Here is a 26,037-nt window from a genome sequence, read left to right as displayed (position 1 = left end):
CGTCAGTCGGTACGACGTCGCAGGGTCACCGCACCCAGTGCGAGCGCCGCGATCGCGAACGCCACCACGATCCCCACGTCGCGCCAGACCTGGCCGGTGCTCGACGTGGTCGCGAGCTGCTCCATCGCGTCGACGGCATAGGTCAGCGGCAGCACGCCGGCGATCGCCTCCAGCACCGGCGGCAGGTGGTCGCGCGGCAGGATCAGCCCGCACAGGAGGATCTGGGGCACCACGACGGCCGGCAGGAACTGCACGGCCTGGAACTCCGTGCGGGCGAAGGCCGACACGAACAGCCCGAGCGCCGTACCGAGCACGGCGTCGGCGACCCCCACGACGATGAGCAGCACGACCGGTCCGTCGACGTCGAGGTCGAGGAGCCCGGCCGCGACCCCCGACGCGAGCGCGGCCTGCACGGCGGCGACGGCGCCGAAGGCGAGCGCGTAGCCGCAGAGGAAGTCGAGCCGGCCCATCGGCAGCGTGAAGAGCCGCTCCAGCGTGCCGCTCGACCGCTCCCGCAGGGTGGTGATGCTCGTGACCAGGAACATCACGAAGAACGGGAAGATCGCCAGCAGGGCCGGGCCGATCCGGTCGAAGACGAGCGGCGTGGAGTCGAAGATCCACCACAGCAGCACCTGGAGCAGGCACGGCAGCACCAGCAGCATCGCCAGCGTGCGGTGGTCGCGGCGCAGCTGGGTGAGCACGCGGACCGCGATCGCCAGCGTCACCCGCGGCGTCATGAGCGGTCCTCCCCGCCCTCGACCAGCGCCAGGAAGGCGGTCTCGACGTCGGGTGCGCCCTGCTGCTCCTTGATGGCGGACGGCGCGCCCTGCGCGATGATCCGTCCCTCGCGCATGAGCAGCAGGTCGTCGCAGCGCTCGGCCTCGTCCATCACGTGGCTCGACACGAGGACGGCGGTCCCGGCCGTCGCGATCCGGTGGAAGAGCGCCCAGAGGTCGCGCCGCAGCACGGGATCGAGCCCCACGGTCGGCTCGTCGAGCACCAGCAGCTCGGGGCTGCCGAGCAGCGCCACGGCCAGACCGACCCGGGAGCGCTGGCCGCCGCTGAGCCGGCCGACGACCTGGTCGCGGTGGCCACCGAGGTCGACGGACGCGGCGGCCTGGTCGGCCGCGGCGGGGCCGATCCCCAGCACCCGCGCGAAGAAGCGGAGGTTCTCGAGGACCGTCAGGTCGTCGTACACGCTGGAGGACTGGGTCTGGTAGCCCACCCGGTCGCGCAGCGGCGGACTGCCGGCCGGCTCGCCGAGCACGGTCACCGTCCCGCCCGCGACGCGCTGCACGCCGACGATGCTGCGCAGGAGCGTGGACTTCCCGCACCCCGACGGGCCCAGGAGCCCCGTCACCCCGGGGCCGATCGTCAGGTCGAGGCCGTCGAGGACCACCCGTCCACCGCGGACGACGCGCAGGCCGGCGACCTCGACCGCGCTCACGGCTGGTCGCCCCCGGGTTCGACCTCAGCCGGTACGACGGTGAGGTGCTCCACCGCGAACTCCAGCGACTCGCGCAGGTCGGCCTCGCGCTCCTCGCGCGTCGTGCAGCGGCGGGTGTTGATCTCCAGCACGACCTCGCCGGCGAAGCCTGTCGTCGCCAGGTGCCGCAGGAACGCGGCCGCCCCCATGTCACCGCGCCCCGGCACGAGGTGCTCGTCCTTGGCCGAGTCGGTGCCGTCGGTGAGGTGGATGTGCCGAAGCCGCCGGCCCAGCCGCTCGGCCATCGCGACCGGGTCGGACTGCGCGATCGCCGCGTGGGACAGGTCGATCGTGGTGTTGGCGTACTCCTCCTCGGAGGGATCCCAGCTCGGGAGGTACATCTCCATCCGGCGCTTGGAGGCCCGCCAGGGGTACATGTTCTCGACCGCGAACGCGATGCCCGACGACTCCTCCAGCGCGGCGATGCCGTTGACGAAGTCCCGCGCGTACTCGCGCTGCCAGCGGAACGGCGGGTGCACCACGACCACCTCGGCGCCCACCGCCTTGGCCGTCGCGGCCGAGCGCTCGAGCTTGCCCCACGGCTCCACCCCCCAGACCCGCTGCGTGAACAGCAGGCAGGGCGCGTGGATCGCGGAGATCGGCAGGTCGTGGTGGTCGGAGAGCTGGCGCACCGCATCGGTCTGCTGGGAGAGCGCGTCGATGCCGACCATCACCTCGACGGCCTCGTAGCCGACGGAGGCGGCATAGGCGAACGCGTGCGCGGTCGACTCGGGGTAGACCGAGCTGGTGGACAGGCCGATCCTCGGCCGACCTCCCGGTCCGCCTGCCGATCGCCCCGCCCCGGAGGTCATGGCTCGTCGGTGACGCTGAGCTTGTCGAGCCGCTCGAGGATGACGCCCTCCCGCAGCGCCCAGGGACAGATCTCGAGCTCGTGCAGGTCGAAGATGTCCATGCAGGCCTCGGCGACCAGCGCCCCCGGCACGATCTGGTGGGTGCGGCTCGGCGAGACCCCCGGCAGCGCGGCGAGCTCCTCGGACGTCATCGCCACCAGCTTGGGGATCCACTGCCGCAGCTCGCTCAGCGGCAGCGTCCGCGGCACCAGCGGCCCGTCCTGGGACGGCGCCGCCCCGCAGATCCGGGCGAGCGAGCGGAACGTCTTGGAGGTGGCCGACGCGCGGTGCGTCGTACCGGCGCGCAGGAGGTGACCCGCATCGCGCGCGATGTCGGCCCGGATCCGCCGCCGGATCTGGCGCAGCGCCTCGTCGTCCGGCTGCTCGGCGAACTCCGCCCGCGCCAGCCGTGCCGCCCCCAGCGGCAGCGACCACGCCACATCAGGACGCTCGTCCGAACCCGCCGCGATCTCGAGCGAGCCGCCACCGATGTCGAACACCGCCAGCCGCCCCGCCGACCAGCCGAACCAGCGTCGTACGGCCAGGAAGGTCAAGCGCGCCTCGTCCTCCCCCGGCAGCACCTCGATCCGCACCCCGGTCTCGGCCTCGACGTGCGCCAGCACGTCCTCGGCGTTGCCCGCGTCGCGCACCGCCGAGGTGGCGAACGACAGCATCTCCTCGCAGCCCTTCTCCTCGGCGACCACCAGCGCCTGCGCGGTGAACGCGGTCAGCGCGGCGATCCCCGTCGGGGACACGTCACCGTTGTCGTCGAGGTGCTCGGCCAGCCGCAACGGCTCCTTGTAGGAGTACGCCGGCAGCGGCGCGGCCCCGCCGTGGGCGTCGACCACGAGCAGATGACCGGTGTTCGAACCGATGTCGAGCACGCCCAGACGCATGTCCCCAACGGTACTAGCCGGACGGCCCGAGCACGTCGTCGCTCCGCTCCGCCGCGCTGCCGCGCGCGCCGTCGAGGTCGGCGACGGCGCGCGACCGACCGGCGGCAAGACGCCGCTACAGTTGCCCAGTGCCCGAGGTCTCGCTCGACTTCCCCCGTGCGTGGGTGGAGTTCACCAATCCCGCCGACGAGGCAGAAGTCCTTCGCTGCGACCTCACCTGGCTCACGTCGTCCTTCACCTGCATCTTCGGCAGCGGCTGCGCCGGTATCTACGCCGACTCCCCCGATGTCGGCTGCTGCACCCTGGGCGCCCACTTCGCCGACAAGGACGACGAGAAGCGCGTCGCCGGCTTCGTCGACCAGCTCACCCCCGAGCACTGGCAGTTCCACCCCGGACGCCCCGTCAAGCGCAAGGACTGGGTCGAGAAGGACGAGGACGGCGAGCGCAAGACCCGCATGCACGAGGTCGGCGGGCAGCGCTCCTGCGTGTTCGCCAACCGCCCCGACTTCGCCGCCGGATCCGGCTGCGCGCTGCACGGCCTCGCGCTCGAGCTCGGGCGCAACCCGCTCGAGACCAAGCCCGACGTGTGCTGGCAGCTGCCGATCCGGCGTACCTTCCGCGAGGTCGAGCGCATGGACGGGACGTCGTACGTCGAGGTGACGATCACCGAGTACGACCGGCGCGGCTGGGGTGCCGGCGGCCACGACCTCGACTGGTACTGCTCCGGCAACACCGAGGCCCACGTGGGCGTCGAGCCGGTCTACGTCACCAACGAGGCCGAGCTCGTGGCGCTCATGGGCCAGGAGGCGTACGACGCACTGGTGGTCCACTGCGAGGCCCACCTGCGCTCGCGCTCGGCCCTCGCGCTGCACCCCGCTGACCCGCACTGACGGGCGATTCGCGTCCTTCCGGGACGTGACGACCACCTCTCGACGTCAAGAGACAACGACCCCGATTCGTCGGAGGTCTGCTCGCATGCTCAGAATGTCTGGCATGCGCCTCGACCATCTCTCCTACGCGGCAGGTCCCGACGGACTCGAGAGCACGGCGACCCGCCTGGGCACCGCGATCGGCCGTGAATTCGTCGACGGCGGTGTGCACCCCCGCTTCGGCACGCGCAACATGATCCTGCCGCTGACCGACGGCACCTACCTCGAGGTCGTCGAGGCACTCGACCACCCCGCCTCCGACAAGGCGCCCTTCGGCCAGGCCGTCAAGGCCCGCTCCGCGCTGGGCGGCGGCTGGCTCGGCTGGGCGGTCGCGGTCCCCGACATCACCGTCGTCGAGGAGCGCCTCGGCCGCCCCGCCGTCCCGGGCTCGCGGCACCGCCCCGACGGCACCGAGCTGCGCTGGAAGCAGATCGGCATCAACGGCCTCATCGCCGACCCGCAGCTGCCGTTCTTCCTCCAGTGGGACATCCCGTCCGACCTGCACCCGTCCACCGGCGCCGACGGCACCGTGTCCCTGGCCGGCATCGAGATCGCCGGTGACCCCCAGCGGGTCAGCGAGTGGCTCGGCGAGACGGTCGAGGCCCCGCTCGAGGACGTCAAGGTCGAGTGGGTCGCCCCGCACGGCACGCCCGGCATCCTCGCCGCCCAGGTGCTGACGCCGAACGGCATCGTCCGCATCTGATGCAGCTCCGGGGCACCATCCCCAGCCCCAACATCTGGCACCACACGGCGACGTACGAGCTGGAGAACCGCGCCGCCGACCCCGACGGCCGGCTCTGGTCGGCGATGCAGGCACGCGCCGACTGGTCCGGCCGGACCGTCCTCGACCTCGGCTGCGGCACCGGCTTCCACCTGCCCCGCTTCGCCGAGACCGCCGCCCGCGTCGTCGGCGTCGAGCCGCACCCGGGGCTGGTCAAGCTCGCCGGCCGCCGCCTGCGCACCCGCGGCACCACCGGCGTCGAGGTCGTACGCGGCACGGCCCAGGAGATCCCCCTGCCCGACGCCTCGGTCGACGTCGTCCACGCCCGCTGGGCCTACTTCTTCGGCCCCGGCTGCGAGCCCGGCCTCGTCGAGCTCGACCGCGTCGTACGCCGCGGCGGGGTCGCACTGATCATCGACAACGACGGCTCCCGCTCGACCTTCGGCGACTGGTTCCGCCGCGGCTACCCCCACCTGGAGCCGCCCGAGGCGATCGAGCGCTTCTGGAGCATCCGCGGCTGGGAGCTCGACCGGGTCGACATGGGCTGGCGGTTCGCGACGCGCGCGGACCTCGAGGCCGTCGTACGGATCGAGTTCACGCCCGAGGTCGCCGACCAGGTGCTGGGTGAGCACACCGGCGTCGAGGTCGACTACGCCGTCAACCTCTGGTCGAAGAGGTTCTGACCTCCAGCCGCGGCTCGAGCAGCACCCCGGGCGCCACCGTGTGCCCCGGAGCCAGCAGCGCCCGCAGCGCGGCGACGAGCTGGACCGCGACCTCCTCGAGCGGCTGGCGTACGGACGTCAGCCCCATCACCTGGGCGACCTGCGAGTCGTCGAAGCCGACGACCGCGACGTCCCGCCCCGGCGCGAGGCCGCGCTCGGTGAGCGTGTGCAGGACGCCGACCGCGAGCGTGTCCGAGGCGCAGACGAAGGCGGTGGGCCCTCCGGCGTCGAGCAGCGCCGCGGCCGCCTGACGACCGGCGTCGACGGTGTCGTCGACCGCGGCCTCCAGGCCGATCGTCGACAGTCCGTGCGCCGCCATCGTGCGGTGCCAGCCGGCGCGCCGGTCCTCGCCGATCCGGGAGCCGGGCTGCCAGCCGATCCAGGCGATCCGCTCGTGGCCGTGCTCGCGCAGGTGCTCGGTCGCCGCCTGGACGCCGGCCGCGCCGTCGACGTCGACCCACGGGTGGGTCGCGCCGGCGTCGTCCCAGGGGCGGCCGAACGCGACGAACGGCGCCCGGCGCAGGGTCAGCCCGACGGTCTGCGGGTTGCCGAGATAGGTGTCGGTGACGACGAAGGCGTCGACCGCGGTCGAGCGGAGCAGGTCGTCGTACCCGCCGAGGGGGTCGGGCTGCTCGCCCTCCTCGACGCGACCGCCCGAGAACAGCAGGACGTGGTAGCCGGCCTCGCGCGAGGCCTCGACCAGTGCATGCACGAACCGGTCGGTGGTCGCGCTCGCGGTGAACTCCTGCACCGGCGCCAGGCGCATCCCGATCAGGTGCGAGGAGCGGGTGCGCAGGTGGCGCGCCGCCTGGTTGGGCGTGTAGTCGAGCACCTCGATGGCCTCGCGCACCCGGGCCAGGGTGTCCGCGCGGAGCAGGTCGGGGTTGTTGATCGCGTTCGACACGGTCTGCCGGGACACACCCGCCCGCTCGGCCACGTCCGCGAGGGTCGCCGGCGTCCGCGAGCTGTCCACAGGCCCGATTCTTCCATGCCGTTCTCCACAGCCACCGCGCGCCAGGAGGGTTCCGTCGGCACCCTGCTCTACTGTCGTGCCCATGGCTGGTTCGAAAACACGTTCGACTTACCGCTGCGGCGAGTGCGGCTGGACGACGGCGAAGTGGGTGGGGCGCTGCGGCGAGTGCCAGGCCTGGGGCTCGGTGTCCGAGGTCGCGGTCGCCACGGCCGGTCTCTCGAGCCGGACGACGGCCGCTCCGGTGACCCAGGCCGCCGTACCGATCGGGCAGGTCTCGGCCGACCGCGCGGTGCACCACCCCTCGGGCGTGCCCGAGCTCGACCGGGTCCTGGGCGGCGGACTGGTGCCCGGCGCGGCCGTGCTGCTCGCCGGCGAGCCCGGCGTCGGCAAGTCGACACTGCTGCTCGAGGTCGCCGCGCGGACGGCGGCCGGCTCCCGGCGCACGCTCTACGTCACCGGCGAGGAGTCCGCGGCCCAGGTCCGGCTGCGGGCCGACCGCACCAACGCGCTCGAGGACCAGCTCTACCTCGCCGCCGAGACCGACCTGGGTGCGGTGCTGACCCACATCGAGGAGGTCCGCCCGGCCACGGTCGTGATCGACTCGGTCCAGACGATCAGCGCCTCCGGCGTCGAGGGCGTCCCCGGTGGGGTGACCCAGGTCAAGGAGGTCGCCCAGGCGCTGGTCCGCATGGCCAAGAGCCGCGACATCACCATCGTGATGATCGGCCACGTCACCAAGGACGGCGGCATCGCCGGCCCCCGGGTGCTGGAGCACCTGGTCGACGTCGTCCTGCACTTCGAGGGCGACCGCAACTCCCGCTTCCGGATGCTCCGCGCGGTCAAGAACCGCTTCGGTCCGGTCGACGAGGTCGGCTGCTTCGACCTCGGCCCCGACGGCATCCGCGCCGTCGACGACCCGACCGGCATCTTCGTCGAGCGGCACCACGGCCGGGTGCCCGGCACCTGCATCGCGGTCTCGATGGAGGGGCGGCGCCCGATCCTCGCCGAGGTGCAGGGCCTGGTCACGCTCTCTCCCAACGAGCGGCCACGGCGGACGACCTCGGGCATCGACAGCTCGCGCCTGGCCATGGTGCTCGCGGTCCTCCAGCAGCACTGCGGCGTCCGGCTCCACCAGCACGACGTCTTCGCCTCCACCGTCGGCGGCGCCCGGCTCACCGATCCGGGCGGCGACCTCGCGCTCGCGGTGGCGGTCGCCTCGGCCCACTTCGTCTCCGCGCCTCCGGCCGGCGTGGTCGCGATGGGCGAGATCGGGCTGTCCGGCGAGCTGCGCCGGGTCCGCGACCTGCCGCAGCGGCTGGCCGAGGCGGCGCGACTCGGTTTCGCGCTGGCGATCGTGCCGGCCGACCCCGGCGCGGCCCAGGGCGTACGCCGCCCCGCGACCGACCGGATGATCGACGGGATGCAGGTGATCGAGGCCCCGGACGTCATCAGCGCGCTGCGGCTGCTCAACCTCGACCGCCGTACGAAGCACGCTCTGGAGGTGATCGACGGGAACGAATAGCCGACTTCTCGACCCCCAAACCGAATATCGACGGGCTGATCTCCCCGGGTCGCCGATAAGGTACGAGCGACACGCCCACCAGGGTGCGCGCCGCCACCGGCGGCCAACGATGAGGAGGAGCGCGCGTGGTCACGTCGGCCGATCCCCGACTCCGCGAGGCTCTCGCGTCGATCGCTCCGGGCACGCCCCTGCGCGACGGACTCGAACGGATCCTCCGCGGCCGCACCGGAGCGCTCATCGTGCTCGGCAAGGACAAGCTGGTCGACAGCCTCTGCACCGGCGGCTTCGAGCTCGACGTCCCGTTCACCGCCACCGGGCTGCGCGAGCTGGCCAAGATGGACGGCGCGATCATCGTCGACGCCGGCGTCGGCCGGATCGTCCGGGCCGCGGTCCACCTGATGCCCGACCAGAGCATCCCCTCCGAGGAGACCGGCACCCGGCACCGCACGGCCGACCGCGTCGCCAAGCAGACCGGCCACCCGGTGATCTCGGTGTCGCAGTCGATGCAGATCATCGCGGCGTACGTCGGCGACACCCGCCACGTGCTCGAGGACTCCGGCCAGATCCTCTCCCGCGCCAACCAGGCGCTGGCGACCCTGGAGCGCTACAAGCTCCGCCTGGACGAGGTCTCCAGCACGCTCTCCGCCCTGGAGATCGAGGACCTGGTCACCGTCCGCGACGTCGCCGTGGTCGCCCAGCGCCTCGAGATGGTCACCCGGATCGCCCGCGAGATCGAGGACTACGTCCTCGAGCTCGGCACCGACGGCCGCCTGCTCGCCCTCCAGCTCGAAGAGCTCGTCACCGGCGTCGACACCGAGCGCGAGCTCGTGATCCGCGACTACGTCCCGTCCCGCCGCCGCAGCCGCGACCCCCTCGAGCTGCTCGGCAAGCTCGAGCTGCTCTCCGCCACCGACCTCGTCGACCCCTCCGCGGTCGCCAAGGTCCTCGGCATCGGCACCGGCGAGCACCTCGACGGCGCGGTCGCCCCGCGCGGCTACCGTCTGCTCACCAAGGTCCCCCGCCTGCCCGCCAACGTCGTCGAGGGCCTGGTCGACCACTTCGGCACGCTCCAGAAGCTGCTCTCCGCCGGCATCGACGACCTCCAGGCCGTCGAGGGCGTCGGCGAGCTCCGCGCCCGCAGCGTCCGCGAGGGCCTGAGCCGGCTCGCCGAGTCGACCATCCTCGAGCGCTACGTCTGACCCGAGCCCGGCTCAGGGTCGCGGCGCGCCGCGCCGCGCTCCGCAGCGCGGCTTGGCCGCGACCAGCCGGCCGGCGCCTAGTTGACCGGCGTCTTGGACTTCTTCGGCTTCTTCTTCGCCTTCGTCGACGTCGCGTCGTCGCTCGGCGTGACGTGAACCGTCGCGGCGACCGGCTTGCCGAGGCTGAACTCCGCCTCCGTCGGCTCCCCGCCGAGCGCGGCGGCCGCGATCGTGAAGTCGCCGGGCATCGCCCAGCCGGCGCCGGCCGTGCAGCCCTCGGTGGACTTGCGGGTCTCCGCCCAGGTCAGCTGGACGATGGTCGCCACCTGGCGCCGGACCACGACCGACTGGCGCGGCACCGCGCGCGGGCACTGCTGGGTGCTCCAGACGCCGGCTCGGCCCTGACCGATCCGGACGGTCAGGCTCTTCGGGCCGATCTCCCAGGTGCAGGCCTCGGCGGTCCGGGTCTGCAGCGAGAGCTGCAGCGCCACGTCGCGCCCGGCGACGGCGCCCGCGGCGACCGACGGGGTGACCAGGACGTCCGAGGCGGAGCAGTTGCCCTGGGGCGGGGCGAGCGTGGGGGTGGTCGGCGTGGTGGGGCCGGTCGGCGTACCGCCGCTCGCGCCACCGGACGCACCGCCGGTGGGCTCGTCGGCGCCCTTGCCGCTGCCGCCCTTCTTGTCGCCGTCCTGGCCGGCGGTCACCGTCTCGGTCGCGGCGACCCCGTTGCCGGCCTGCTCGGCCGTGTCGGCGTCGCCGGATGATCCGTCGCTCCCGGCGGTGAGCCAGCGCGCGATGATGAACACCAGCGCGAACGCGACGCCGAGCACGAACACGCGGCGCCGCCAGTACACCGACGGCGGGAGCGGTCCCCGCGCGGTGCTCCGGCCGCCGGCAGGGCTCGGGCGACGCGGGGAGGACATGGTTCAGACGGTAGTCAGCCGGACGCCGCCCGCCGGGCTGACCCGCCGAGGTGGCCGGAGTGAACGGCACATCACAGCAGGCCACAATGGTTCCCACGATGGATCCCACGATGACGAGCACCCTGGTCGAGCCGATCCTGCGCTGGTACGACGAGCACGCGCGCGACCTCCCGTGGCGCCGCCCCGAGGCGACCCCCTGGTCCGTGCTCGTCAGCGAGTTCATGCTGCAGCAGACACCCGTCGTCCGCGTCCTGCCCATCCACGAGGCCTGGCTGACCCGCTGGCCGACACCGGCCGCGCTCGCTGCGGAGTCCTCGGGCGAGGCGGTCCGGGCCTGGGGCCGGCTGGGGTACCCGCGCCGCGCGCTGCGCCTCCACGCCGCCGCGACGGCGATCACCGCGGACCACGGCGGCGAGGTCCCCAGCGAGTACGACGCGCTGCTCGCCCTCCCCGGCGTCGGCGACTACACGGCGGCCGCGGTCGCCGCCTTCGCCTACGGACGCCGCCAGGTGGTGCTCGACACCAACGTCCGCCGCGTGCTGGCGCGCACCGTGACCGGCGTGGAGTTCCCGCCGCGCTCGGTGACCCGCGCGGAGCGCGACCTCGGCGCGGTCCTGCTCCCCGAGGACGCCCCGACCGCCGCGACCTGGTCGGTCGCGGTGATGGAGCTCGGTGCCCTCGTCTGCACCGCGGACCGCCCCCGCTGCGCGAGCTGCCCCGTCACGGACACGTGCGCCTGGCAGGCCGCCGGCGCCCCGGCGTACGACGGACCGCCGCGCCCCGTGCAGACCTACGCCGGTACCGACCGGCAGTGCCGCGGCCGGCTCCTCGCCGTCCTGCGGGACGAGCCCGGCTCGGTCCCCCGGGACCGCCTCGACGCGGCCTGGGACGACGCCGTCCAGCGCGAGCGCGCGCTGGCCTCGCTGATCGCCGATGGCCTGGTCGTCGCCCAGGACGACGGCCGCTACCGGCTTCCCTGAGCCCCGGCGGCGATCGCGGCCACCGCGTCCGCGACGTCGGCGACGGACTGCGCCAGCGGGGCCGCGTTCGGCTCGACCTCCAGCGGCAGGTCGAGCAGCATCCCCATCATCGCGACGTCGAGCAGGTTCGCCGCCCGGCCCGCGACCGCCTCGGGACAGCCCGCGGCGACGAGCCACGCGGCGAGCGCCGACAGCCAGGCCTGGTTGGAGCGCCGGACCATGCCGGCGTACGGCTCCCGCCCGAACACCCCGAGCGCCGCCGCCTCCAGGTAGAGCCGCTGGCAGCGCTCCAGCTGCCCCTCGGTGGACGCCGCCCACAGCACCAGGACGGCCTCGCGTACCGACGCCGCCCCCGGCAGCGACCGCAGGTGCGCGATCGAGCGCTCGTTGGACGTACCGAGCACGCTCGCGACCAGGTCGTCCTTGCCGGCGAAGTGGTAGAGCAGCATCCGGTCGCTGGTCCCCAGCGCGGCCGCCAGCGGCCGCAGGCTGAGCCCGATCAGTCCGTGCTCGAGGACGTAGTCCGTCGCCCCCTCGGCCAGCTCGCCGCGCCGGTCCCGGCTCGCGCCCTCCGCTGCGGCTCCGTCGACCATGCGGCCCAATGTAGCAGGTGCTACATTGGGTGATGTAGCACCTGCTACATCACCCCGAGGAGGAGCCATGGTGGTCGCCTGGTCGCTGCTGCTCACCGCGATCGGCGTGGAGGTCGCGGCGAGCGCCGCCCTCCCCCGTACCGACAGCTTCCGCAACCCCCTGTGGACAGTGCTGGTCCTGGGCGGCTACGCGCTGTCGATCTGGCTGCTCGCGCTGGTCGTCAAGGATCTCCCCGTGTCCATCGCGTACGCCGTGTGGGCCGGCCTCGGCACGGCCGGGATGGCGGTGGTCGGCGTCCTCTTCCTCGACGAGCGCCTGGACGCGCTCAAGGCCGGCGCCCTCGCACTGATCGTGCTCGGGGTCGTCCTGCTCAACCTGGCCGGCTCCACGCACTGATCCGGGCCGGCCCGGGCCCGCTCCCGCACGCCGCCGACAAACGCAACGACCCGGCCCGCACGAGGCGGACCGGGTCGGAAGCGTTCGGCTCAGGCCGACTCGGACGAGGCGGAGGCGGCGGAACCGGGGTCCTCCGGCAGGTCGCCGGCACCCGCACCCGCGGCGCTGTCGGCGACCGTCTCGAGCGGCGGCATGTCGGGGAGCTCCCCGACCTTCTGCCCCTCGAAGGTGAAGGTCGCCGTGGGGCCCTCGCCGTCGACGTCCACGAGCACGATCTGGCCGGGGCCGACCTCGCCGTAGAGCATCTTCTCGGCGAGCACGTCCTCGATCTCGCGCTGGATCGTGCGACGCAGCGGCCGGGCGCCCAGGACCGGGTCGAAGCCCCGCTCGGCGAGCAGGTTCTTGGCGGCCTGGGTGAGCTCGAGGCGCATGTCGCGGTCCTTCATCCGGACCTCGACGGCGGCGATCATGTTGTCCACCATCGCGACGATCTGCTCGGAGCTCAGCGGCGGGAAGACGATGATCTCGTCGACCCGGTTGAGGAACTCCGGGCGGAAGTGCTGCTTGAGCTCGTCGGAGACCTTCGCCTTCATCCGGTCGTAGGAGCCGGCGGCGTCGCCCGAGCTGAAGCCCAGGCCGACCGACTTGCCGATGTCGCGCGAGCCGAGGTTCGTGGTCATGATGATCACGGTGTTCTTGAAGTCCACGACCCGACCCTGCGAGTCGGTCAGGCGACCTTCCTCGAGAATCTGCAGCAGGCTGTTGAAGATGTCGGGGTGGGCCTTCTCGACCTCGTCGAAGAGAACGACGGAGAACGGCTTGCGGCGCACCTTCTCGGTGAGCTGACCGCCCTCCTCGTAACCGACATATCCCGGCGGCGAACCGAAGAGCCGCGAGACGGTGTGCTTCTCGCCGAACTCGGACATGTCGAGCTGGATCAGCGCGTCCTCGTCACCGAACAGGAACTCGGCGAGCGTCTTGGACAGCCACGTCTTTCCGACACCAGAGGGGCCGGCGAAGATGAACGAGCCACCGGGACGCTTGGGGTCCTTCAGACCCGCACGCGTACGACGGATCGCCCGGCTGAGCGCCTTGACGGCCTCCTCCTGGCCGATGACCCGCTTGTGCAGCTCGTCCTCCATCTTGAGCAGCCGCGTGGACTCCTCCTCGGAGAGCTTGACAATCGGGATGCCGGTCGCGACGGCGAGGACCTCGGCGATGAGCTCCTCGTCGACCTCGGCGACCTCGTCCATGTCACCGGCACGCCACTGCTTCTCGCGCTCGGACTTGGCCAGGATCAGCTGCTTCTCCTCGTCGCGCAGACGCGCGGCCGCCTCGAAGTCCTGACCGTCGATGGCCGCCTCCTTGCGCTGGCGGACGTCGGCGATCTTGTCGTCGTACTCACGCAGGTCGGCGGGAGCCGTCATCCGGCGGATGCGCAGCCGCGAGCCGGCCTCGTCGATGAGGTCGATCGCCTTGTCCGGCAGGAACCGGTCGGAGATGTAGCGGTCGGCGAGGGTGGCTGCGGAGACGAGCGCCTCGTCGGTGATGGTCACCCGGTGGTGCGCCTCGTAGCGGTCACGGATGCCCTTGAGCATCTCGATCGTGTCGGCGATCGACGGCTCGGGCACCTGGATCGGCTGGAAGCGGCGCTCGAGGGCGGCGTCCTTCTCGAGGTACTTGCGGTACTCGTCGAGCGTGGTGGCGCCGATGGTCTGGAGCTCACCGCGGGCCAGCATGGGCTTGAGGATCGACGCGGCGTCGATCGCGCCCTCGGCCGCACCGGCACCGACGAGGGTGTGGATCTCGTCGATGAACAGCACGATGTCGCCGCGCGTGCGGATCTCCTTGAGCACCTTCTTGAGGCGCTCCTCGAAGTCACCGCGGTAGCGCGAGCCGGCGACCAGCGCACCCAGGTCGAGCGTGTAGATCTGCTTGTCCTTGAGCGTCTCGGGAACGTTGCCCTTGACGATGTCCTGGGCCAGACCCTCGACGATCGAGGTCTTTCCGACACCGGGCTCACCGATGAGCACCGGGTTGTTCTTGGTACGCCGCGAGAGCACCTGCATCACGCGCTCGATCTGCGCGGCGCGACCGATGATCGGGTCGAGCTTGCCCTCGCGGGCGTCCTGGGTCAGGTTGCGACCGAACTGGTCGAGCACCAGCGAGGACGACGGCGCGTCGCCACCGCTCGTGGCACCGGCAGCGGACGCGGTCGAGCTGCTCTCCTTGCCCTGGAAGCCGGACAGCAGCTGGATGACCTGCTGGCGGACCCGGTTGAGGTCGGCGCCGAGCTTCTGCAGGACCTGGGCGGCGACGCCCTCACCCTCACGGATCAGCCCGAGCAGGATGTGCTCGGTGCCGATGTAGGAGTGACCGAGCTGCAGCGCTTCGCGCAGGGACAGCTCGAGGACCTTCTTGGCACGCGGCGTGAAGGGGATGTGGCCGGACGGAGCCTGCTGCCCCTGGCCGATGATCTCCTCGACCTGGGCCCGGACCGCCTCGAGGGAGATGTCGAGCGACTCCAGCGCCTTGGCGGCGACGCCCTCTCCCTCGTGGATGAGCCCGAGCAGGATGTGCTCGGTCCCGATGTAGTTGTGGGAGAGCATGCGGGCCTCCTCCTGGGCCAGCACGACCACCCGGCGGGCTCGGTCAGTGAACCGCTCGAACATTGCACGCTCCTCACACGTCACAGGGCTGTTCGTAGGGTTACAACCCCGCTCACACCCTACGCGTTCCAGGTGAGCGCCTGTTCCCTGTGCGCTCTCAGCGAACGCGGCCGGCCAGCCCGTGCTCGTAGGCGTAGACCACGGCCTGGATCCTGTCGCGCAGTCCGAGCTTTCCGCAGCACCTCCGCGACGTGGGACTTCACGGTCTCCGGAGAGACGTTCAGGTCACCGGCGATCTCGGCGTTGGAGCGGCCCCGGGCCAGCTCGAGGAGCACCTCGCGCTCCCGAGGGCTGAGCTCGCGCGCCGCCGCGGGCTCCGGTCGCGCGAGGGGGACGTCGGCGAACCGGGCCGCGACCAGCTGGCGGCTCACGGCGGGGGCGAGGAGGACCGCCCCCTCGGCCACCATCCGGACGGCCTCGACCAGGCGCTCGGCCGTGACGTCCTTGAGCAGGAAGCCGCTCGCCCCGGCCCGCACGGCGTCGTACACGTAGGCGTCGAGGTCGAACGTGGTGAGGATGAGCACCCGGGTCGGGTGGTCCGCCGTGATCAGGCGGGTCGCCTCGATGCCGTCGACCTCGGGCATCCGGACGTCGACCAGCGCGACGTCAGGGCGGGTCCGGGCGACCAGGGCGACGAGCTCGCGCCCGTCGCCCGCGGTCCCGAGCACCTCGATCCCGGGCTGGGCGGCCAGCAGCGCCGCGAACCCGGCGCAGATGACGGGCTGGTCGTCGGCGACGACCACCCGGATCGGCTCAGGAGACACCCGCGCCCCCGACCCGCTCGTTGACGGGGACCGTGGCGTCGACCTCGAAGCGCGGACCGGCGGCCCGGACCCGCAGCCGGCCGCCCAGCGCCTCGACGCGCTCGCGCATGCCGGGCAGGCCTCGTCCGCCGGCCAGGCCCGTGGGCGGCTCGGTCACCGGGTTGGCGATGCCCACCTCGAGCAGGCTCGGCGTCGTCGCCACGACCACCTCGACCGGCGCCCCCGGCGCGTGCTTGCGCGCGTTGGTGAGCGCCTCCTGGACGACGCGGTACGCCGCGTACCCGGCCGCGGCACCCACGGGCGCCTGCACGTCGCCGCGGAGCGTGACCTCCTGACCGGAACGGCGGGAGCGCTCGACCAGGGCGGTGACATCGGCCAGGGTCGGCTGGGGCGACCGCTCGGCCTCACCGGAACGCCCCAGGATGCCCAGCACACCGCGGAGCTCGTCCAGCGCCAGCCGGGCCTCGGCGGCGACCTCGGCGAGCACCCGGCGTCCGGCCGGATCCAGCTCCGGCTCCGTGTACGGCGCGGTCTCCGCCCGGACCGCGATCAGCGACACGTGGTGCGCCACGACGTCGTGCAGGTCCCGCGCCAGCCGAGCCCGCTCGACCACGATCGCCCGCTCGGCACCCACCTCACGGGTCTGACGGGCCAGCTCCGCCCGCTCGGCATCGCGCGCCGCGTGCCCACGCAACCACATCGCGCAGCCCAGCAGCGCGCCGGTGACGACGGTGTACGCCGCGAGCATCCCCACCCCGTCGCCCGCCTGCCGGACCTCGATCAGCGCCCCGTAGGGAACGACCATCGCGCTCCACCCGAAGGCCATCGTCGCGACGGGCGCCAGAGCCAGCGCCCCGACCACGACCGCCTGCCGCGGGCTGGTCCAGGCGCCGACCACCGCGACCACGGCGAGTCCGACGTAGATGACGAAAGGCCACTCGTGCTCGGACATCACCCCGATGGGCAGGGGCGCCAGCACCACCAACGCACCGAGCCAGGGCCGGCGCAGCGCGATCAGGGGCGCGAGGGCCAGGCCGATCCAGAGCAGGTCGAGCAATCCCTGGGTGAACTCGACGGCCTCGGCGTTGTTCGACACCGAGAACGGAGCCCAGGGCGTCTGCTGGGCGGCGAGGTAGAGCACCACACCGCCGGCTACGGCGATCACCGGGTACCGGATCGGGATGCCGGCGAAATAGTCCTTGAGCGCGTTCACGCGCCCATGCTCGCGGCCCGGGTCACCGGGCCGCCACCCCCGGGAGAGCGGACCCACCGCTCCCCCGGACGGGTGATCGACTCAGTGCGCGGCGTCGTACGCCTCACGGACGTCGGACGGGATCCGGCCGCGCTCGGGCACGTCGTGACCGTTGGCCCGTGCCCACTCCCGGACCTCCTTGGCCGAGGCGCCACCGGCAGCGGCGGCCGCCGCGCCGCGGCCGCGCTTGGCGCCGCCGGCACCACCGCGGCCGACCTTGCGGGCGTGGCCGACATAGGCGGCGAGCGCCTCGCGCAGCGCATTCGCATTCTTGTCATTGAGGTCGATCTCGTAATTGGACCCGTCGAGACCGAAAGCGACCGTCTGCGAAGCGTCGCTCCCGTCGATGTCGTCGACCAGGATGATATTGACCTTCTGCGCCATGCTTTCCCCAAACTCTCGCACGATGGACCGGCGGAATATCGCCGAAATCAAAATAGCGGATCAAATGGCTGACATGCACGGCGGCGTGTTTATCGGGGATGATCTGCCGATATCTGTCGAGTCACTGACATCGTTGAATTGTCCGCAAATAGCCGGCGGCAAATCCCCGCCGGATTCGGAGTTCTCGACCACCGCTAGCATGACGCGCATGTCGTCGCCGGCCGAAGTCCCTTCCTCCGCGCGGGTCCTTCACATCGGCCCGCACAAGACCGGGACGACCGCGCTCCAAAGTGCGCTGCACCAGGCGCGCAAGGACCTGGCGGCGCAGGGCGTGCGCTACCTCTCCCCCACCCGCCACGACGCCGCGGCAGCGCGCTGGATCACCGGGCGACTGGTGGCCGGCATGGACCGCGACGCCGCGCGGGGGCGCTGGGAGGCGCTGGTCGGCGAGATGACGCGGACGTCGGGCGACCGGCGGATCTACAGCAGCGAGTTCCTCTCCGACGCCAAGGACGCCCAGATCGCGCAGGTCGTCGACGAGGTCGGCGCCGAGGACCTGTGGGTCGTGGTGACGCTGCGGCCGCTGGCCAAGATCCTGCCGTCGCAGTACCAGCAGGGCATCCAGCGCCTCGGCCTGCGCAAGTACGACGACTTCCTGCACTCGGTCCTCGACGAGGAGCCCGCCGTGGCCCCGCCGCCGCAGTTCTGGGTCCGGCACGCGCACGACGAGCTCACCCGGCGCTGGGCCGCGCACGTGGTTCCCGAGCGGGTCATCGTGGTCGTGCTCGACGCGGCCGACCACCAGTTCCTGCCGCACGCCTTCGAGGAGATCCTGGGGCTGCGACCCGAGACCCTTGCCTCGCGCGAGGCCAAGGAGAACCGCTCGCTGACGGCGGCCGAGGTCGAGGTGCTGCGCCAGTTCAACGCGCAGTTCAAGGCGCTGGGTCTGGGGCCCGATCTTTACGCCCGCTTCCTGGCGCACTTCCGCGACCACCTCAAGGCCCGTACGCCCACCTCCGGCGAGGCGCGCATGATCACCCCCGACTGGGCGGTGGCCCGGGCCAACGAGATCGGGCGGTCGGCCGCCGAGCGCCTGCGCACGAGCGGCGTCACCGTGCTCGGCGACCTCGACTCACTCTCCGGCGTGGCCCTGCCCGGCGTCGCCGAGACGCCGGAGGCTCCGGCGAGCGTCGACACGGAATTCGCCGGGTGGTTCGCGGCCGGGCTGGCCGCGAGCGCCCAGCAGCTCCTCGCCGCGCCGCCGCCGGCGCCGCCGAGCGAGGCCGAGCCCGGGCTGCGCGACGCCGCCCGGCGCGGGATGCGCCGGCTGCGCGGCGGCCGCGAGCGCTAGCGCTGGTTGCGCGCGAACACCTTCTCAAGCCCGCGCAAGGTCAGCGCCGGCGCGGAGTCGGTGAAGCAGCGGCACTCGTCGACGACGAGCGGAGCGAGATATCCGGTCGCGATCACCGAGGCCTCCGCGGCCGGGCAGCCGAGGGCGTCGAGCAGCCGCTCGACCATGCCCTCGACCTGGCTGGCGACGCCGAAGACCATGCCGGACTGGAGCGCCTCGACGGTGTTCTTGCCGATCACGCCGCGCGGGCGGACCAGCTCGACCATGCGCAGCTGGGCGCCGCCGCGGCTCAGGGCGTCGAGCGAGATCTCGATGCCGGGGGTGATCGCGCCACCGACGTAGCGGCCCTGGTCGTCCACCACGTCGTACGTCGTCGCGGTGCCCCCGAAGTCGACGACGATCGCCGGGACGGGATAGTCCGCCGCGGCCGCGAGCGCGTTGACGATCCGGTCGGTGCCGACCTCGCGCGGGTTGTCGACGAGGATCGGTACGCCGGTCCGGATGCCCGGCTCGACGATCACCCGCGGTACGTCGGGGAAGTGCGAGGGCAGCATCTCGCGCCACGCGTTGAGCACCGCGGGGACGGTCGCGCACACGGCCACCCCGGTGATCTCGGAGGCGCGCGCCCCCAGCAGACCGCGGATGAGCACCGCCCACTCGTCGGCCGTGCGGTGCTCGTTGGTCGACACCCGCCAGTCCGCCACGACCTCGCCGTCGGCGACGAGGCCGAGGACGGTGTGGGCGTTGCCGATGTCGGCCGCGAGCAGGGGCATGGTCACGCCGTCCGGAAGTCCAGGCCCAGGTCGAAGACGACGACCGAGTGGGTCAGGGCGCCGACGGAGATGAAGTCGACGCCGGTCTCGGCGACCTCGCGGGCCCGGCCGAGGGTGAGGCCGCCCGAGGCCTCCAGGGTCGCGGGCCGGCCCGCGGCCTCGTTGATCCGGACCGCCTCGGTCATGTCGGCGGTGCTCATGTTGTCGAGCAGCACCTCGGTGCAGCCGGCGGCGAGGACGGCGCGCAGCTCGTCGAGGTTCATCACCTCGACCTCGACGCGCAAGCCGGGGTGCTTCGCGAGGACGGCCTCGTAGGCCGCGACGACGCCACCCGCGGCGACGGCGTGGTTGTCCTTGACCATCGCCCGGTCGACGAGGCTGAACCGGTGGTTGACGCCGCCGCCGCAGCGCACGGCGTACTTCTGGAGCGCGCGCCAGCCGGGCAGGGTCTTGCGGGTGTCGAGCACCCGGGCACGGGTGCCCTCCAGGGCGTCGACCCAGCGCGAGGTCGCGGTGGCGACGCCGGAGAGGTGCGAGGCGAAGTTGAGCGCGGTCCGCTCGGCGGTCAGCACGCCGCGGACCGGACCGGACACGGTGAGCACGACGTCGCCGGGCGCCACCCGGGTGCCGTCGGGCACGCGTCCGGTGATCGTGACGGTGTCGCCGAGCGCGTAGGCGAAGGCGAGCTCGGCGATCGCCAGGCCCGCGACGACGCCGGGCTCACGGGCGGCGAAGTCGGCGACCGCCGTCCCCATGTCGGGCATCGCGTCGCTGGTGACGTCGTCGACGCCGCCGGGGAGGTCCTCCTCGAAGGCGAGCGCGATGTGGTCGTAGACCGCCCGGGGGTCGAGGCCCGCAGCCGCGATCTCGTCGACGAGTACGCCGGGCAGGTCGGCGAAGGGCGTGCGCGCGATCACGGCGTGTCTCCGTCGGTCGCCGGGGCGGGGAGGAAGGCGACCGTGGTGACGCCGTCGTCCATGGTCACGTCGAAGTGCCCGGCCCACTGGGCGTCGTCGCGCTCGGGGAAGTCCTCGCGCCAGTGCGAGCCGCGGGTCTCCTGGCGCAGCGCGGCCGCGCCGGCGAGCGCGGCGCTGATGGTGAGCAGGTTCGTCGCCTCCCACGAGGCCTGGTCGACGCTCTCGGCGGCGTGACCCGCGAGCTTGTCGAGGACAACGCCCGCCTCGGCCAGCCCGGGCGCCGAGCGCAGCACGCCGACCCGGGAGCTCATCGTCTCCTGGAGCTCGCGGCGGATGTCGCCCGCCACCAGCCCCGCCGTACGACGGTCCGCGCCGGGCTCGCGCCAGGCCGGCAGCTCGCCGGGCAGCACCTCGGCGATGCGCCGCGAGAACACCAGTCCCTCGAGCAGCGAGTTGGACGCCAGCCGGTTGGCGCCGTGGACGCCGGAGCAGGCGACCTCGCCGGTCGCGTAGAGCCCCGGCAGGCTGGTCCGCCCGAGCAGGTCGGTGCGCACGCCGCCCGAGGCGTAGTGGCAGGCCGGCGCGACCGGGATCAGCTGGGTGACCGGGTCGATGCCGTAGGACCGTGCGGTGGCGAGGATCGTCGGGAACCGGCGCTCCCAGAACTCCGCGCCCAGGTGGCGCGCGTCGAGCCACATGTGAGGGCGACCGGTCTCGAGCATCCGCTTCATGATCGTCTTGGCGACGACATCGCGCGGGGCCAGGTCGGCGAGCTCGTGCACGCCCTGCATGATCCGGTTGCCCTCGTCGTCGACGAGGAAGGCGCCCTCGCCGCGCACCGCCTCGGAGATGAGCGGCTGCTGGCCGCGGGAGTCCGGGCCGAGGTACATCACGGTCGGGTGGAACTGCACGAACTCCAGGTCGCGCAGGGTGGCGCCGGCGCGCAGCGCGAGCGCCATGCCGTCGCCGGTGGTGACGGCGGGGTTGGTGGTCTGGGAGAAGACCTGGCCCAGGCCGCCGCTGGCCAGGACGACCGCGCGGCAGTGGACGGCGCCGACGCCGTCGCGCTCGCCCTCGCCGATCACGTGCAGGGTCAGGCCGGCCACGCCCGTCGTACCGGTCTCGTCGGGGCCGAGCAGCAGGTCGACCGCCAGCGCGTGCTGGATGACCTCGATGTCCGGGGCCGCCTCGATCGCGGCGATGAGCGCCCGCTGGATCTCGGCTCCGGTGGCGTCGCCGCCGGCGTGGGCGATCCGGTCGCGGTGGTGGCCGCCCTCGCGGGTCAGCGACAGCTCACCGTCGTCGGTGTGGTCGAAGTTGGTGCCGAGCGCGATCAGCTCGCGCACCGCCTCGGGTCCCTCGTTGACCAGCACGCGTACGGCGTCCCGGTCGCACGCCCCGGCGCCCGCGACGAGCGTGTCCGCCTCGTGCTGCTCGGGGGTGTCACCGGGACCGAGCGCCGCGGCGATGCCGCCCTGGGCCCACTGGGTGGAGCCCGCGTTGAGCACGTCCTTGGTGACGACCAGGATCTTGTCGACCCGGCCGCGCAGCCGGAGCGCGGCGGTCAGTCCGGCGATGCCGGAGCCGACGATGACGACGTCGGCGCGCGTGGTCCAACCCGGGCTCGGCGCGGTGAGGCGCCCGGGGAGGCGCAGCTGTTCAGGCATCCCAGCAGACTACTGATCCGCGGCGTCAGCGCGTCGCGGTGACGTCACCGCGGGACAGGGTCGGGTCGCCGAACGTCTCGGCCGGGTCGAAGCCGGTCGCCATGATCTTGTTGTCGGCGTCGACGAAGACCACGTGCGGCTGGTACTCCTTGGCCTCCTCGGTGCTCATCTGGCCGTAGCCGATGAGGATCACCAGGTCGCCCGGGTGGACGAGCCGGGCGGCGGCGCCGTTGATGCCGATCACGCCGCTGCCGCGCTCGCCGGCGATCGTGTAGGTCTCGAGCCGGGCGCCGTTGGTGATGTCGACGATGTGCACGAGCTCGCCGGCCAGCAGGTCGGCGGCCTCCAGGAGGTCCTCGTCGACGGTGACCGAGCCGACGTAGTGCAGGTCGGCCTGGGTCACGGTCGCCCGGTGGATCTTGCTCTTCATCATGGTGCGCAGCACGGGAGTCTCCCTCGGTTCAGAACTGCAGGGGCAGGTTGTCGATGAGGCGGGTGGTGCCGACCCGGGCGGCGACGAGGACCCGGCCCTCGGTGCCGGGCTCGGGGTAGTCGGGCAGCTCACCCAGACCGGTGGTGGTCAGCGCCAGGTAGTCGAGCTCGACGCCGGGCTCGCTCTTGATCACGGCCATCGCCGCCCACCGCGCCGCCGGGACGCCGTACGGCGCCCGCTCCTGCGCGGCCCTCAGCGCCCGGCTGAGCGCGACGGCCTGCTGCCGCTGCTCGGCGTCGAGGTAGCGGTTGCGGCTCGACCGGGCCAGCCCGTCGGGCTCCCGGTCGGTCGGGGCGCCGACGACGTCGATGCCCAGGCAGAGGTCGGCGACCATCCGGCGGATGAGCGCGAGCTGCTGGTAGTCCTTCTCGCCGAAGATCGCGACGTCCGGGCGGACCAGGCCGAACAGCTTGGCCACCACGGTCAGCACGCCGCGGAAGTGGCCGGGCCGGCTGGCGCCGTCGAGCACCTCGCCGAGGGGACCGGGCTGCACGGTGACGGCCTCGGAGGCGACACCCTCGTGCGGGACGCCGTCGGGGTACATCTCGGCGACGACCGGCGCGAACACCACGTCGACACCCTCGCCGGCCGCGAGCGCCAGGTCGGCGTCGAACGTGCGCGGGTAGCGGTCGAGGTCCTCGCCGGGACCGAACTGCAGCGGGTTGACGAAGACCGAGACCACCACGACGCCCTCGGCGCCGGCCCGCTCCCGGGCGATCCGCATGAGCGTCGCGTGCCCCTCGTGGAGCGCGCCCATCGTCGGCACCAGCACCACGTGACCACGGCCCTCGAGCAGGCCGGCCAGCTCGGTCCGGCTGCGGGCGACGGCCGGGGTGGTGGACAGCGTCGTCACGCCGTCTCCACCCGCGGGTGGCTGACGAAGCGGCGGTCGCCGTAGGCGCTGAGGACGGTGGCGATCGCCTGGGCGCGGATCGGCAGCAGCCGGCCGTCGGTGACGGCGCGGTCGAGGGTGGCCCATGCCATCGCGACGTACGACGGGACGGTGTCGGGCGCGTTGGCCGAGATGTCCTTGAGGTGAGCCGCGACGGTCTGGACGTCGCCGCGCACGATCGGGCCGGTGAGGGCGGCGTCGCCGTGGGCGAGCGCGTTGTCGAGTGCCGCGTCGAGCAGGGGCCGCAGGGTGCCGGCCGGGTCGTCGACCCCGGCCGCGGCGAGCAGGCCCATCGCCTCGCTGACCAGGGTGACGAGGTGGTTGGCGCCGTGGGCGAGACCCGCGTGGTAGAGCGTGCGCATCTCCTCGGGCACCCAGGTGGCGCGCCCGCCGAGGTCGGCGACGAGCGCCTCGGCGACCTCGCGCTCGGCGGCGCCGGCCGTGAGGCCGAACACGCAGCCGTGGAGCCGCTCGAGGTCGACCGCCGTACCGGTGAAGGTCATGGCGGGGTGCAGGGCGATCACCCGGGCGCCGACGGCGGCGGCCGGCGCGAGCACGGCGAGGCCGTGGCGACCCGAGGTGTGTGCGACGTACTGACCGGCGTGGAGGGCCCCGCTGTCGGCGAGCACCTTGACCACGTTGGGGAGCATGTCGTCGGGCACGGTCAGGAGCAGCAGCTCGGACTCGCGCGCGACATCGCTCGGCTTGCGGAGCGGGACGCTCGGCAGCAGCTCGGCCGCCCGGCGCCGCGAGGCGTCGGACTCGCCCGCAGCGGCGACGACGGTGTGGCCGGCCCCCTGGAGACCAGCGGCCAGGACGGCGCCGACGCGACCCGCGCCGACGACGCCCACACGAAACAGGTGGGACATTCGTGAACCTTTCGTTCCCGTCCCTCCGACCACTCCCGCCGGTGAGGGTGGGAGCCGGGGTGGGTACCGGACGTTGTGCTCAGTGCTGTCGCCCCGGGGTTCCGGGGACGGCTCAACGGTACGCCGGGATCAGGGCGGCGGAAAACGGGTGAGCCGGGTGGGCTGGATCACAGCCCGGCGAGAAGGGCGCGCAGCGCGGGGCCCTCGCGCTGCTCGTCGTACCACCAGTCGGCGGCCAGGCCGCGGCCGTCGTAGGCCTGGCAGACGATGCCGGTGAGCCGGTGCCGGCGCACGGCGGCCATGAGGTACTCGTTGCGGGGACCGTAGGCCTCGGAGCCGACCTGGATGACGGTCTTGGGGTCGGCGACGAAGGCGATCTGGAACATCCCGCTGCCGGCGAAGCCCGCGATCACGTCGGCGGCACGGAAGAGCTGGACCTGCTCGCCGAGCGAGTAGTCCTCGGGGAAGAGCACCTCGAACCCGTGCTCGACGAAGACCTGCTCGAGCTCGGGCCCATTGACGCAGGCGCGCTTGGTCTCGCGGCGGGAGAGGAAGACCCGCCGCGGCCACTCGCGCGGCGCGGCTCCCGCGGCGAGCCGGTCGCCGACCTGGTCCCAGGTGGCGGCGATGCGGGCGTCGACGTAGTAGGGATTGCTGAACATCGGGGTGCCGGAGATCAACCGCTCGACCCGCACCGGCCCGCTGGCCAGGACCACCCGGTCGCGCGGGATGCCGGCGGCCTCGTAGATCGCCAGCTCGTACTCCAGCAGCTCGGGCCGCTTGACGGTCGCGCACACGAGGACCCGGGCGTCGGGGTCGAGCGCGAGGGTCTCGGGCCAGGCCCAGACCCGGCTCAGCGACTCCGTCAGCAGGTGGCCGAAGTGGCCGCGGGCCTCGTTGTCGAGGTGCAGGTAGGTGCCGTCGAGGCGCGGGATGTCGTCGGGGACCGGCGCGACCGGGACCGCGAAACCCGGGGCCACCTTGGCCAGCATCTTGTTGTGGAGCTGGGGCTGCGGGTGGTGGCGGAAGGTGTCGGGCAGGACCAACCGGTCATCGAGCACCACCTGGTACGGCGCCACCACGACGTCGCGGTAGTCGCGCAGGTGGAGGTCGACCGGCTCGATCGGACGGCCGTCGTGCTTCACCCGGGGCTGGGGCAGCTCGAGGGACTCCGGCTCGTCGGGTGGCTCCCCGACCGGGTGGACGGCGAGCACCCGGTGCGGCGTGGGGACCGCCGCGAGATAGGCATCGAGGTTCTCCTCGCGAATCAGCGCGCGGATGTCAGGAAGGTCGTGGGACAGCACGAGGTGGTCGTCGACGACCACCGTGCGGACGTGGGAGCGAAGGGCGCGCAGCGCGGAGTCGTGCTGGTGTCTGCGACGCGCGCGCAGCGGCATCTCGGCGCGGGACGCGGCCTCCTGGAGCAGGTGACCGAGCGGGCCGGCCCCGGGACCGAGCTCGTCGGCACCGTGGGCGACGACGTAGACGCCACCAGGACGGAGTGGGAAGAACGTCCGGTTGAACCGGCGCAGCCGGCCCTCGATGTCGCCACCGTCGACGACGAGGTCGAGCGGCCCCTCCGCGATCAGGGTCCGGTGCCGGGCCACGGGGTCCTCAGGCAGCGCAAGGAGGTTCAGCCCGGGCAGTGCGCGGTGGAGGCCCGCGACGAGGTCGGCGTCCGGAGCACCCAGGATCACACCGGTGGCCGCAGGCCCCGGTACCGCGTCGGCGATCGCTGTCACGATCGATGACGCGTCCCCCGAGCGGCGCTTCCCCCGGAACAGGCCCACACCATCGATGTTAACTCGATGTGC

At 72.9% G+C, this 26,037-nt stretch carries 25 protein-coding genes and 1 pseudogene; 8 read left to right on the top strand and 18 right to left on the bottom strand.

Features of this window, described 5'->3' with window-relative positions; all coding sequences use genetic code 11:
- Window positions 1-2 precede the first annotated feature (2 nt).
- Genes M0M48_RS27920 through M0M48_RS27905 form a run of 4 tightly spaced genes read right to left on the bottom strand, consistent with a single transcriptional unit; the run spans window position 3 to window position 3,233 of the window.
- Window positions 3-737: an ABC transporter permease gene (locus M0M48_RS27920; RefSeq protein ID WP_215813616.1), complete on the bottom strand. Its 735-nt coding sequence runs from the start codon at window positions 735-737 to the stop codon at window positions 3-5.
- Complete coding sequence (locus tag M0M48_RS27915) at window positions 734-1,447, bottom strand: ABC transporter ATP-binding protein (RefSeq protein WP_257753636.1); 714 nt, start codon at window positions 1,445-1,447, stop codon at window positions 734-736. Before M0M48_RS27915 ends, M0M48_RS27920 begins: the two co-directional genes overlap by 4 nt.
- Window positions 1,444-2,298 carry a sugar phosphate isomerase/epimerase family protein gene (locus tag M0M48_RS27910; RefSeq protein WP_257753635.1) on the bottom strand — a complete coding sequence of 285 codons (855 nt, stop codon included), beginning with the start codon at window positions 2,296-2,298 and terminating at the stop codon, window positions 1,444-1,446. The genes M0M48_RS27915 and M0M48_RS27910 overlap by 4 nt, the downstream gene beginning before the upstream one ends.
- On the bottom strand, window positions 2,295-3,233 hold the full coding sequence (locus M0M48_RS27905) for a Ppx/GppA phosphatase family protein (protein ID WP_215813619.1): 939 nt from the start codon (window positions 3,231-3,233) through the stop codon (window positions 2,295-2,297). Before M0M48_RS27905 ends, M0M48_RS27910 begins: the two co-directional genes overlap by 4 nt.
- Before the next feature lie 128 nt (window positions 3,234-3,361).
- Here M0M48_RS27905 and M0M48_RS27900 point away from each other — a divergent pair, with 128 nt between their 5' ends.
- The 3 genes from M0M48_RS27900 (at window position 3,362) to M0M48_RS27890 (ending at window position 5,566) form a co-directional block, all read left to right on the top strand.
- Window positions 3,362-4,123 carry a hypothetical protein gene (locus tag M0M48_RS27900; protein ID WP_257753634.1) on the top strand — a complete coding sequence of 254 codons (762 nt, stop codon included), beginning with the start codon at window positions 3,362-3,364 and terminating at the stop codon, window positions 4,121-4,123.
- A gap of 103 nt (window positions 4,124-4,226) precedes the next feature.
- Window positions 4,227-4,865 carry a VOC family protein gene (locus M0M48_RS27895; protein WP_215813621.1) on the top strand — a complete coding sequence of 213 codons (639 nt, stop codon included), beginning with the start codon at window positions 4,227-4,229 and terminating at the stop codon, window positions 4,863-4,865.
- Window positions 4,865-5,566, top strand: a complete 702-nt coding sequence (locus M0M48_RS27890; RefSeq protein ID WP_257753633.1) for a class I SAM-dependent methyltransferase — start codon at window positions 4,865-4,867, stop codon at window positions 5,564-5,566. Before M0M48_RS27895 ends, M0M48_RS27890 begins: the two co-directional genes overlap by 1 nt.
- Here M0M48_RS27890 and M0M48_RS27885 read toward each other — a convergent pair.
- Window positions 5,541-6,578: a LacI family DNA-binding transcriptional regulator gene (locus tag M0M48_RS27885; RefSeq protein ID WP_257753632.1), complete on the bottom strand. Its 1,038-nt coding sequence runs from the start codon at window positions 6,576-6,578 to the stop codon at window positions 5,541-5,543. The two genes, M0M48_RS27890 and M0M48_RS27885, sit on opposite strands and share 26 nt — an antisense overlap.
- An 82-nt stretch (window positions 6,579-6,660) precedes the next feature.
- Here M0M48_RS27885 and radA point away from each other — a divergent pair, with 82 nt between their 5' ends.
- Both radA and disA read left to right on the top strand, forming a co-directional pair.
- The gene (gene radA, locus M0M48_RS27880; RefSeq protein ID WP_215813624.1) at window positions 6,661-8,100 is read left to right on the top strand and encodes a DNA repair protein RadA; all 1,440 of its coding nucleotides are present in this window, start codon (window positions 6,661-6,663) and stop codon (window positions 8,098-8,100) included.
- A 125-nt stretch (window positions 8,101-8,225) separates the two neighbouring features.
- Window positions 8,226-9,299 carry a DNA integrity scanning diadenylate cyclase DisA gene (gene disA, locus M0M48_RS27875; protein WP_215813625.1) on the top strand — a complete coding sequence of 358 codons (1,074 nt, stop codon included), beginning with the start codon at window positions 8,226-8,228 and terminating at the stop codon, window positions 9,297-9,299.
- A gap of 77 nt (window positions 9,300-9,376) precedes the next feature.
- Here disA and M0M48_RS27870 read toward each other — a convergent pair whose 3' ends face one another.
- On the bottom strand, window positions 9,377-10,222 hold the full coding sequence (locus tag M0M48_RS27870; RefSeq protein WP_257753631.1) for a hypothetical protein: 846 nt from the start codon (window positions 10,220-10,222) through the stop codon (window positions 9,377-9,379).
- 110 nt (window positions 10,223-10,332) lie between these two features.
- Between M0M48_RS27870 and M0M48_RS27865 the strand changes: the two genes are divergently transcribed.
- Window positions 10,333-11,202 (top strand): A/G-specific adenine glycosylase, encoded by an 870-nt coding sequence (locus M0M48_RS27865; RefSeq protein WP_257753630.1) that lies wholly within the window; start codon window positions 10,333-10,335, stop codon window positions 11,200-11,202.
- Here M0M48_RS27865 and M0M48_RS27860 read toward each other — a convergent pair.
- The gene (locus tag M0M48_RS27860) at window positions 11,187-11,795 is read right to left on the bottom strand and encodes a TetR/AcrR family transcriptional regulator (RefSeq protein WP_257753629.1); all 609 of its coding nucleotides are present in this window, start codon (window positions 11,793-11,795) and stop codon (window positions 11,187-11,189) included. The two genes, M0M48_RS27865 and M0M48_RS27860, sit on opposite strands and share 16 nt — an antisense overlap.
- Window positions 11,796-11,862: 67 nt before the next feature.
- Between M0M48_RS27860 and M0M48_RS27855 the strand changes: the two genes are divergently transcribed.
- Entirely contained in the window at window positions 11,863-12,192 is a 330-nt protein-coding gene (locus M0M48_RS27855) for a DMT family transporter (protein WP_257753628.1), read from the top strand.
- A gap of 89 nt (window positions 12,193-12,281) precedes the next feature.
- Here M0M48_RS27855 and M0M48_RS27850 read toward each other — a convergent pair whose 3' ends face one another.
- The 4 genes and pseudogenes from M0M48_RS27850 to M0M48_RS27835 form a co-directional block, all read right to left on the bottom strand.
- Window positions 12,282-14,864, bottom strand: a complete 2,583-nt coding sequence (locus tag M0M48_RS27850; protein ID WP_257753627.1) for an ATP-dependent Clp protease ATP-binding subunit — start codon at window positions 14,862-14,864, stop codon at window positions 12,282-12,284.
- A gap of 94 nt (window positions 14,865-14,958) precedes the next feature.
- Window positions 14,959-15,625: pseudogene (locus M0M48_RS27845) on the bottom strand (response regulator).
- Window positions 15,615-16,838, bottom strand: coding sequence for a sensor histidine kinase (locus M0M48_RS27840; RefSeq protein WP_257753626.1), 1,224 nt, complete (start codon window positions 16,836-16,838; stop codon window positions 15,615-15,617). Before M0M48_RS27840 ends, M0M48_RS27845 begins: the two are co-directional and overlap by 11 nt.
- An 81-nt stretch (window positions 16,839-16,919) precedes the next feature.
- Window positions 16,920-17,261, bottom strand: a complete 342-nt coding sequence (locus M0M48_RS27835) for a histone-like nucleoid-structuring protein Lsr2 (RefSeq protein WP_215813914.1) — start codon at window positions 17,259-17,261, stop codon at window positions 16,920-16,922.
- 208 nt (window positions 17,262-17,469) lie between these two features.
- Between M0M48_RS27835 and M0M48_RS27830 the strand changes: the two genes are divergently transcribed.
- Window positions 17,470-18,612, top strand: a complete 1,143-nt coding sequence (locus tag M0M48_RS27830) for a hypothetical protein (protein WP_257759279.1) — start codon at window positions 17,470-17,472, stop codon at window positions 18,610-18,612.
- Here M0M48_RS27830 and M0M48_RS27825 read toward each other — a convergent pair.
- From M0M48_RS27825 to M0M48_RS27795, 7 genes are all read right to left on the bottom strand, one after another.
- Window positions 18,609-19,385: a type III pantothenate kinase gene (locus M0M48_RS27825; RefSeq protein WP_215813915.1), complete on the bottom strand. Its 777-nt coding sequence runs from the start codon at window positions 19,383-19,385 to the stop codon at window positions 18,609-18,611. The two genes, M0M48_RS27830 and M0M48_RS27825, sit on opposite strands and share 4 nt — an antisense overlap.
- Before the next feature lie 2 nt (window positions 19,386-19,387).
- Window positions 19,388-20,302, bottom strand: coding sequence for a carboxylating nicotinate-nucleotide diphosphorylase (gene nadC / locus M0M48_RS27820; RefSeq protein ID WP_257753624.1), 915 nt, complete (start codon window positions 20,300-20,302; stop codon window positions 19,388-19,390).
- Window positions 20,299-21,969, bottom strand: coding sequence for an L-aspartate oxidase (locus tag M0M48_RS27815; RefSeq protein ID WP_215813631.1), 1,671 nt, complete (start codon window positions 21,967-21,969; stop codon window positions 20,299-20,301). Before M0M48_RS27815 ends, nadC begins: the two co-directional genes overlap by 4 nt.
- A 25-nt stretch (window positions 21,970-21,994) precedes the next feature.
- Window positions 21,995-22,414, bottom strand: coding sequence for an aspartate 1-decarboxylase (gene panD / locus M0M48_RS27810; RefSeq protein WP_215813632.1), 420 nt, complete (start codon window positions 22,412-22,414; stop codon window positions 21,995-21,997).
- 16 nt (window positions 22,415-22,430) lie between these two features.
- On the bottom strand, window positions 22,431-23,315 hold the full coding sequence (gene panC, locus M0M48_RS27805) for a pantoate--beta-alanine ligase (protein WP_257753623.1): 885 nt from the start codon (window positions 23,313-23,315) through the stop codon (window positions 22,431-22,433).
- The gene (locus M0M48_RS27800; RefSeq protein ID WP_257753622.1) at window positions 23,312-24,223 is read right to left on the bottom strand and encodes a Rossmann-like and DUF2520 domain-containing protein; all 912 of its coding nucleotides are present in this window, start codon (window positions 24,221-24,223) and stop codon (window positions 23,312-23,314) included. Before M0M48_RS27800 ends, panC begins: the two co-directional genes overlap by 4 nt.
- A gap of 167 nt (window positions 24,224-24,390) precedes the next feature.
- Window positions 24,391-26,013: a glycosyltransferase family 61 protein gene (locus M0M48_RS27795; RefSeq protein WP_257753621.1), complete on the bottom strand. Its 1,623-nt coding sequence runs from the start codon at window positions 26,011-26,013 to the stop codon at window positions 24,391-24,393.
- Window positions 26,014-26,037: the final 24 nt, after the last annotated feature.

Source organism: Pimelobacter simplex, assembly GCF_024662235.1.
GTDB lineage: Bacteria > Actinomycetota > Actinomycetes > Propionibacteriales > Nocardioidaceae > Nocardioides.
The sequence above is the reverse complement of the archived record's forward strand: the minus strand, read 5'-3'. Positions and strand labels throughout refer to the sequence as shown.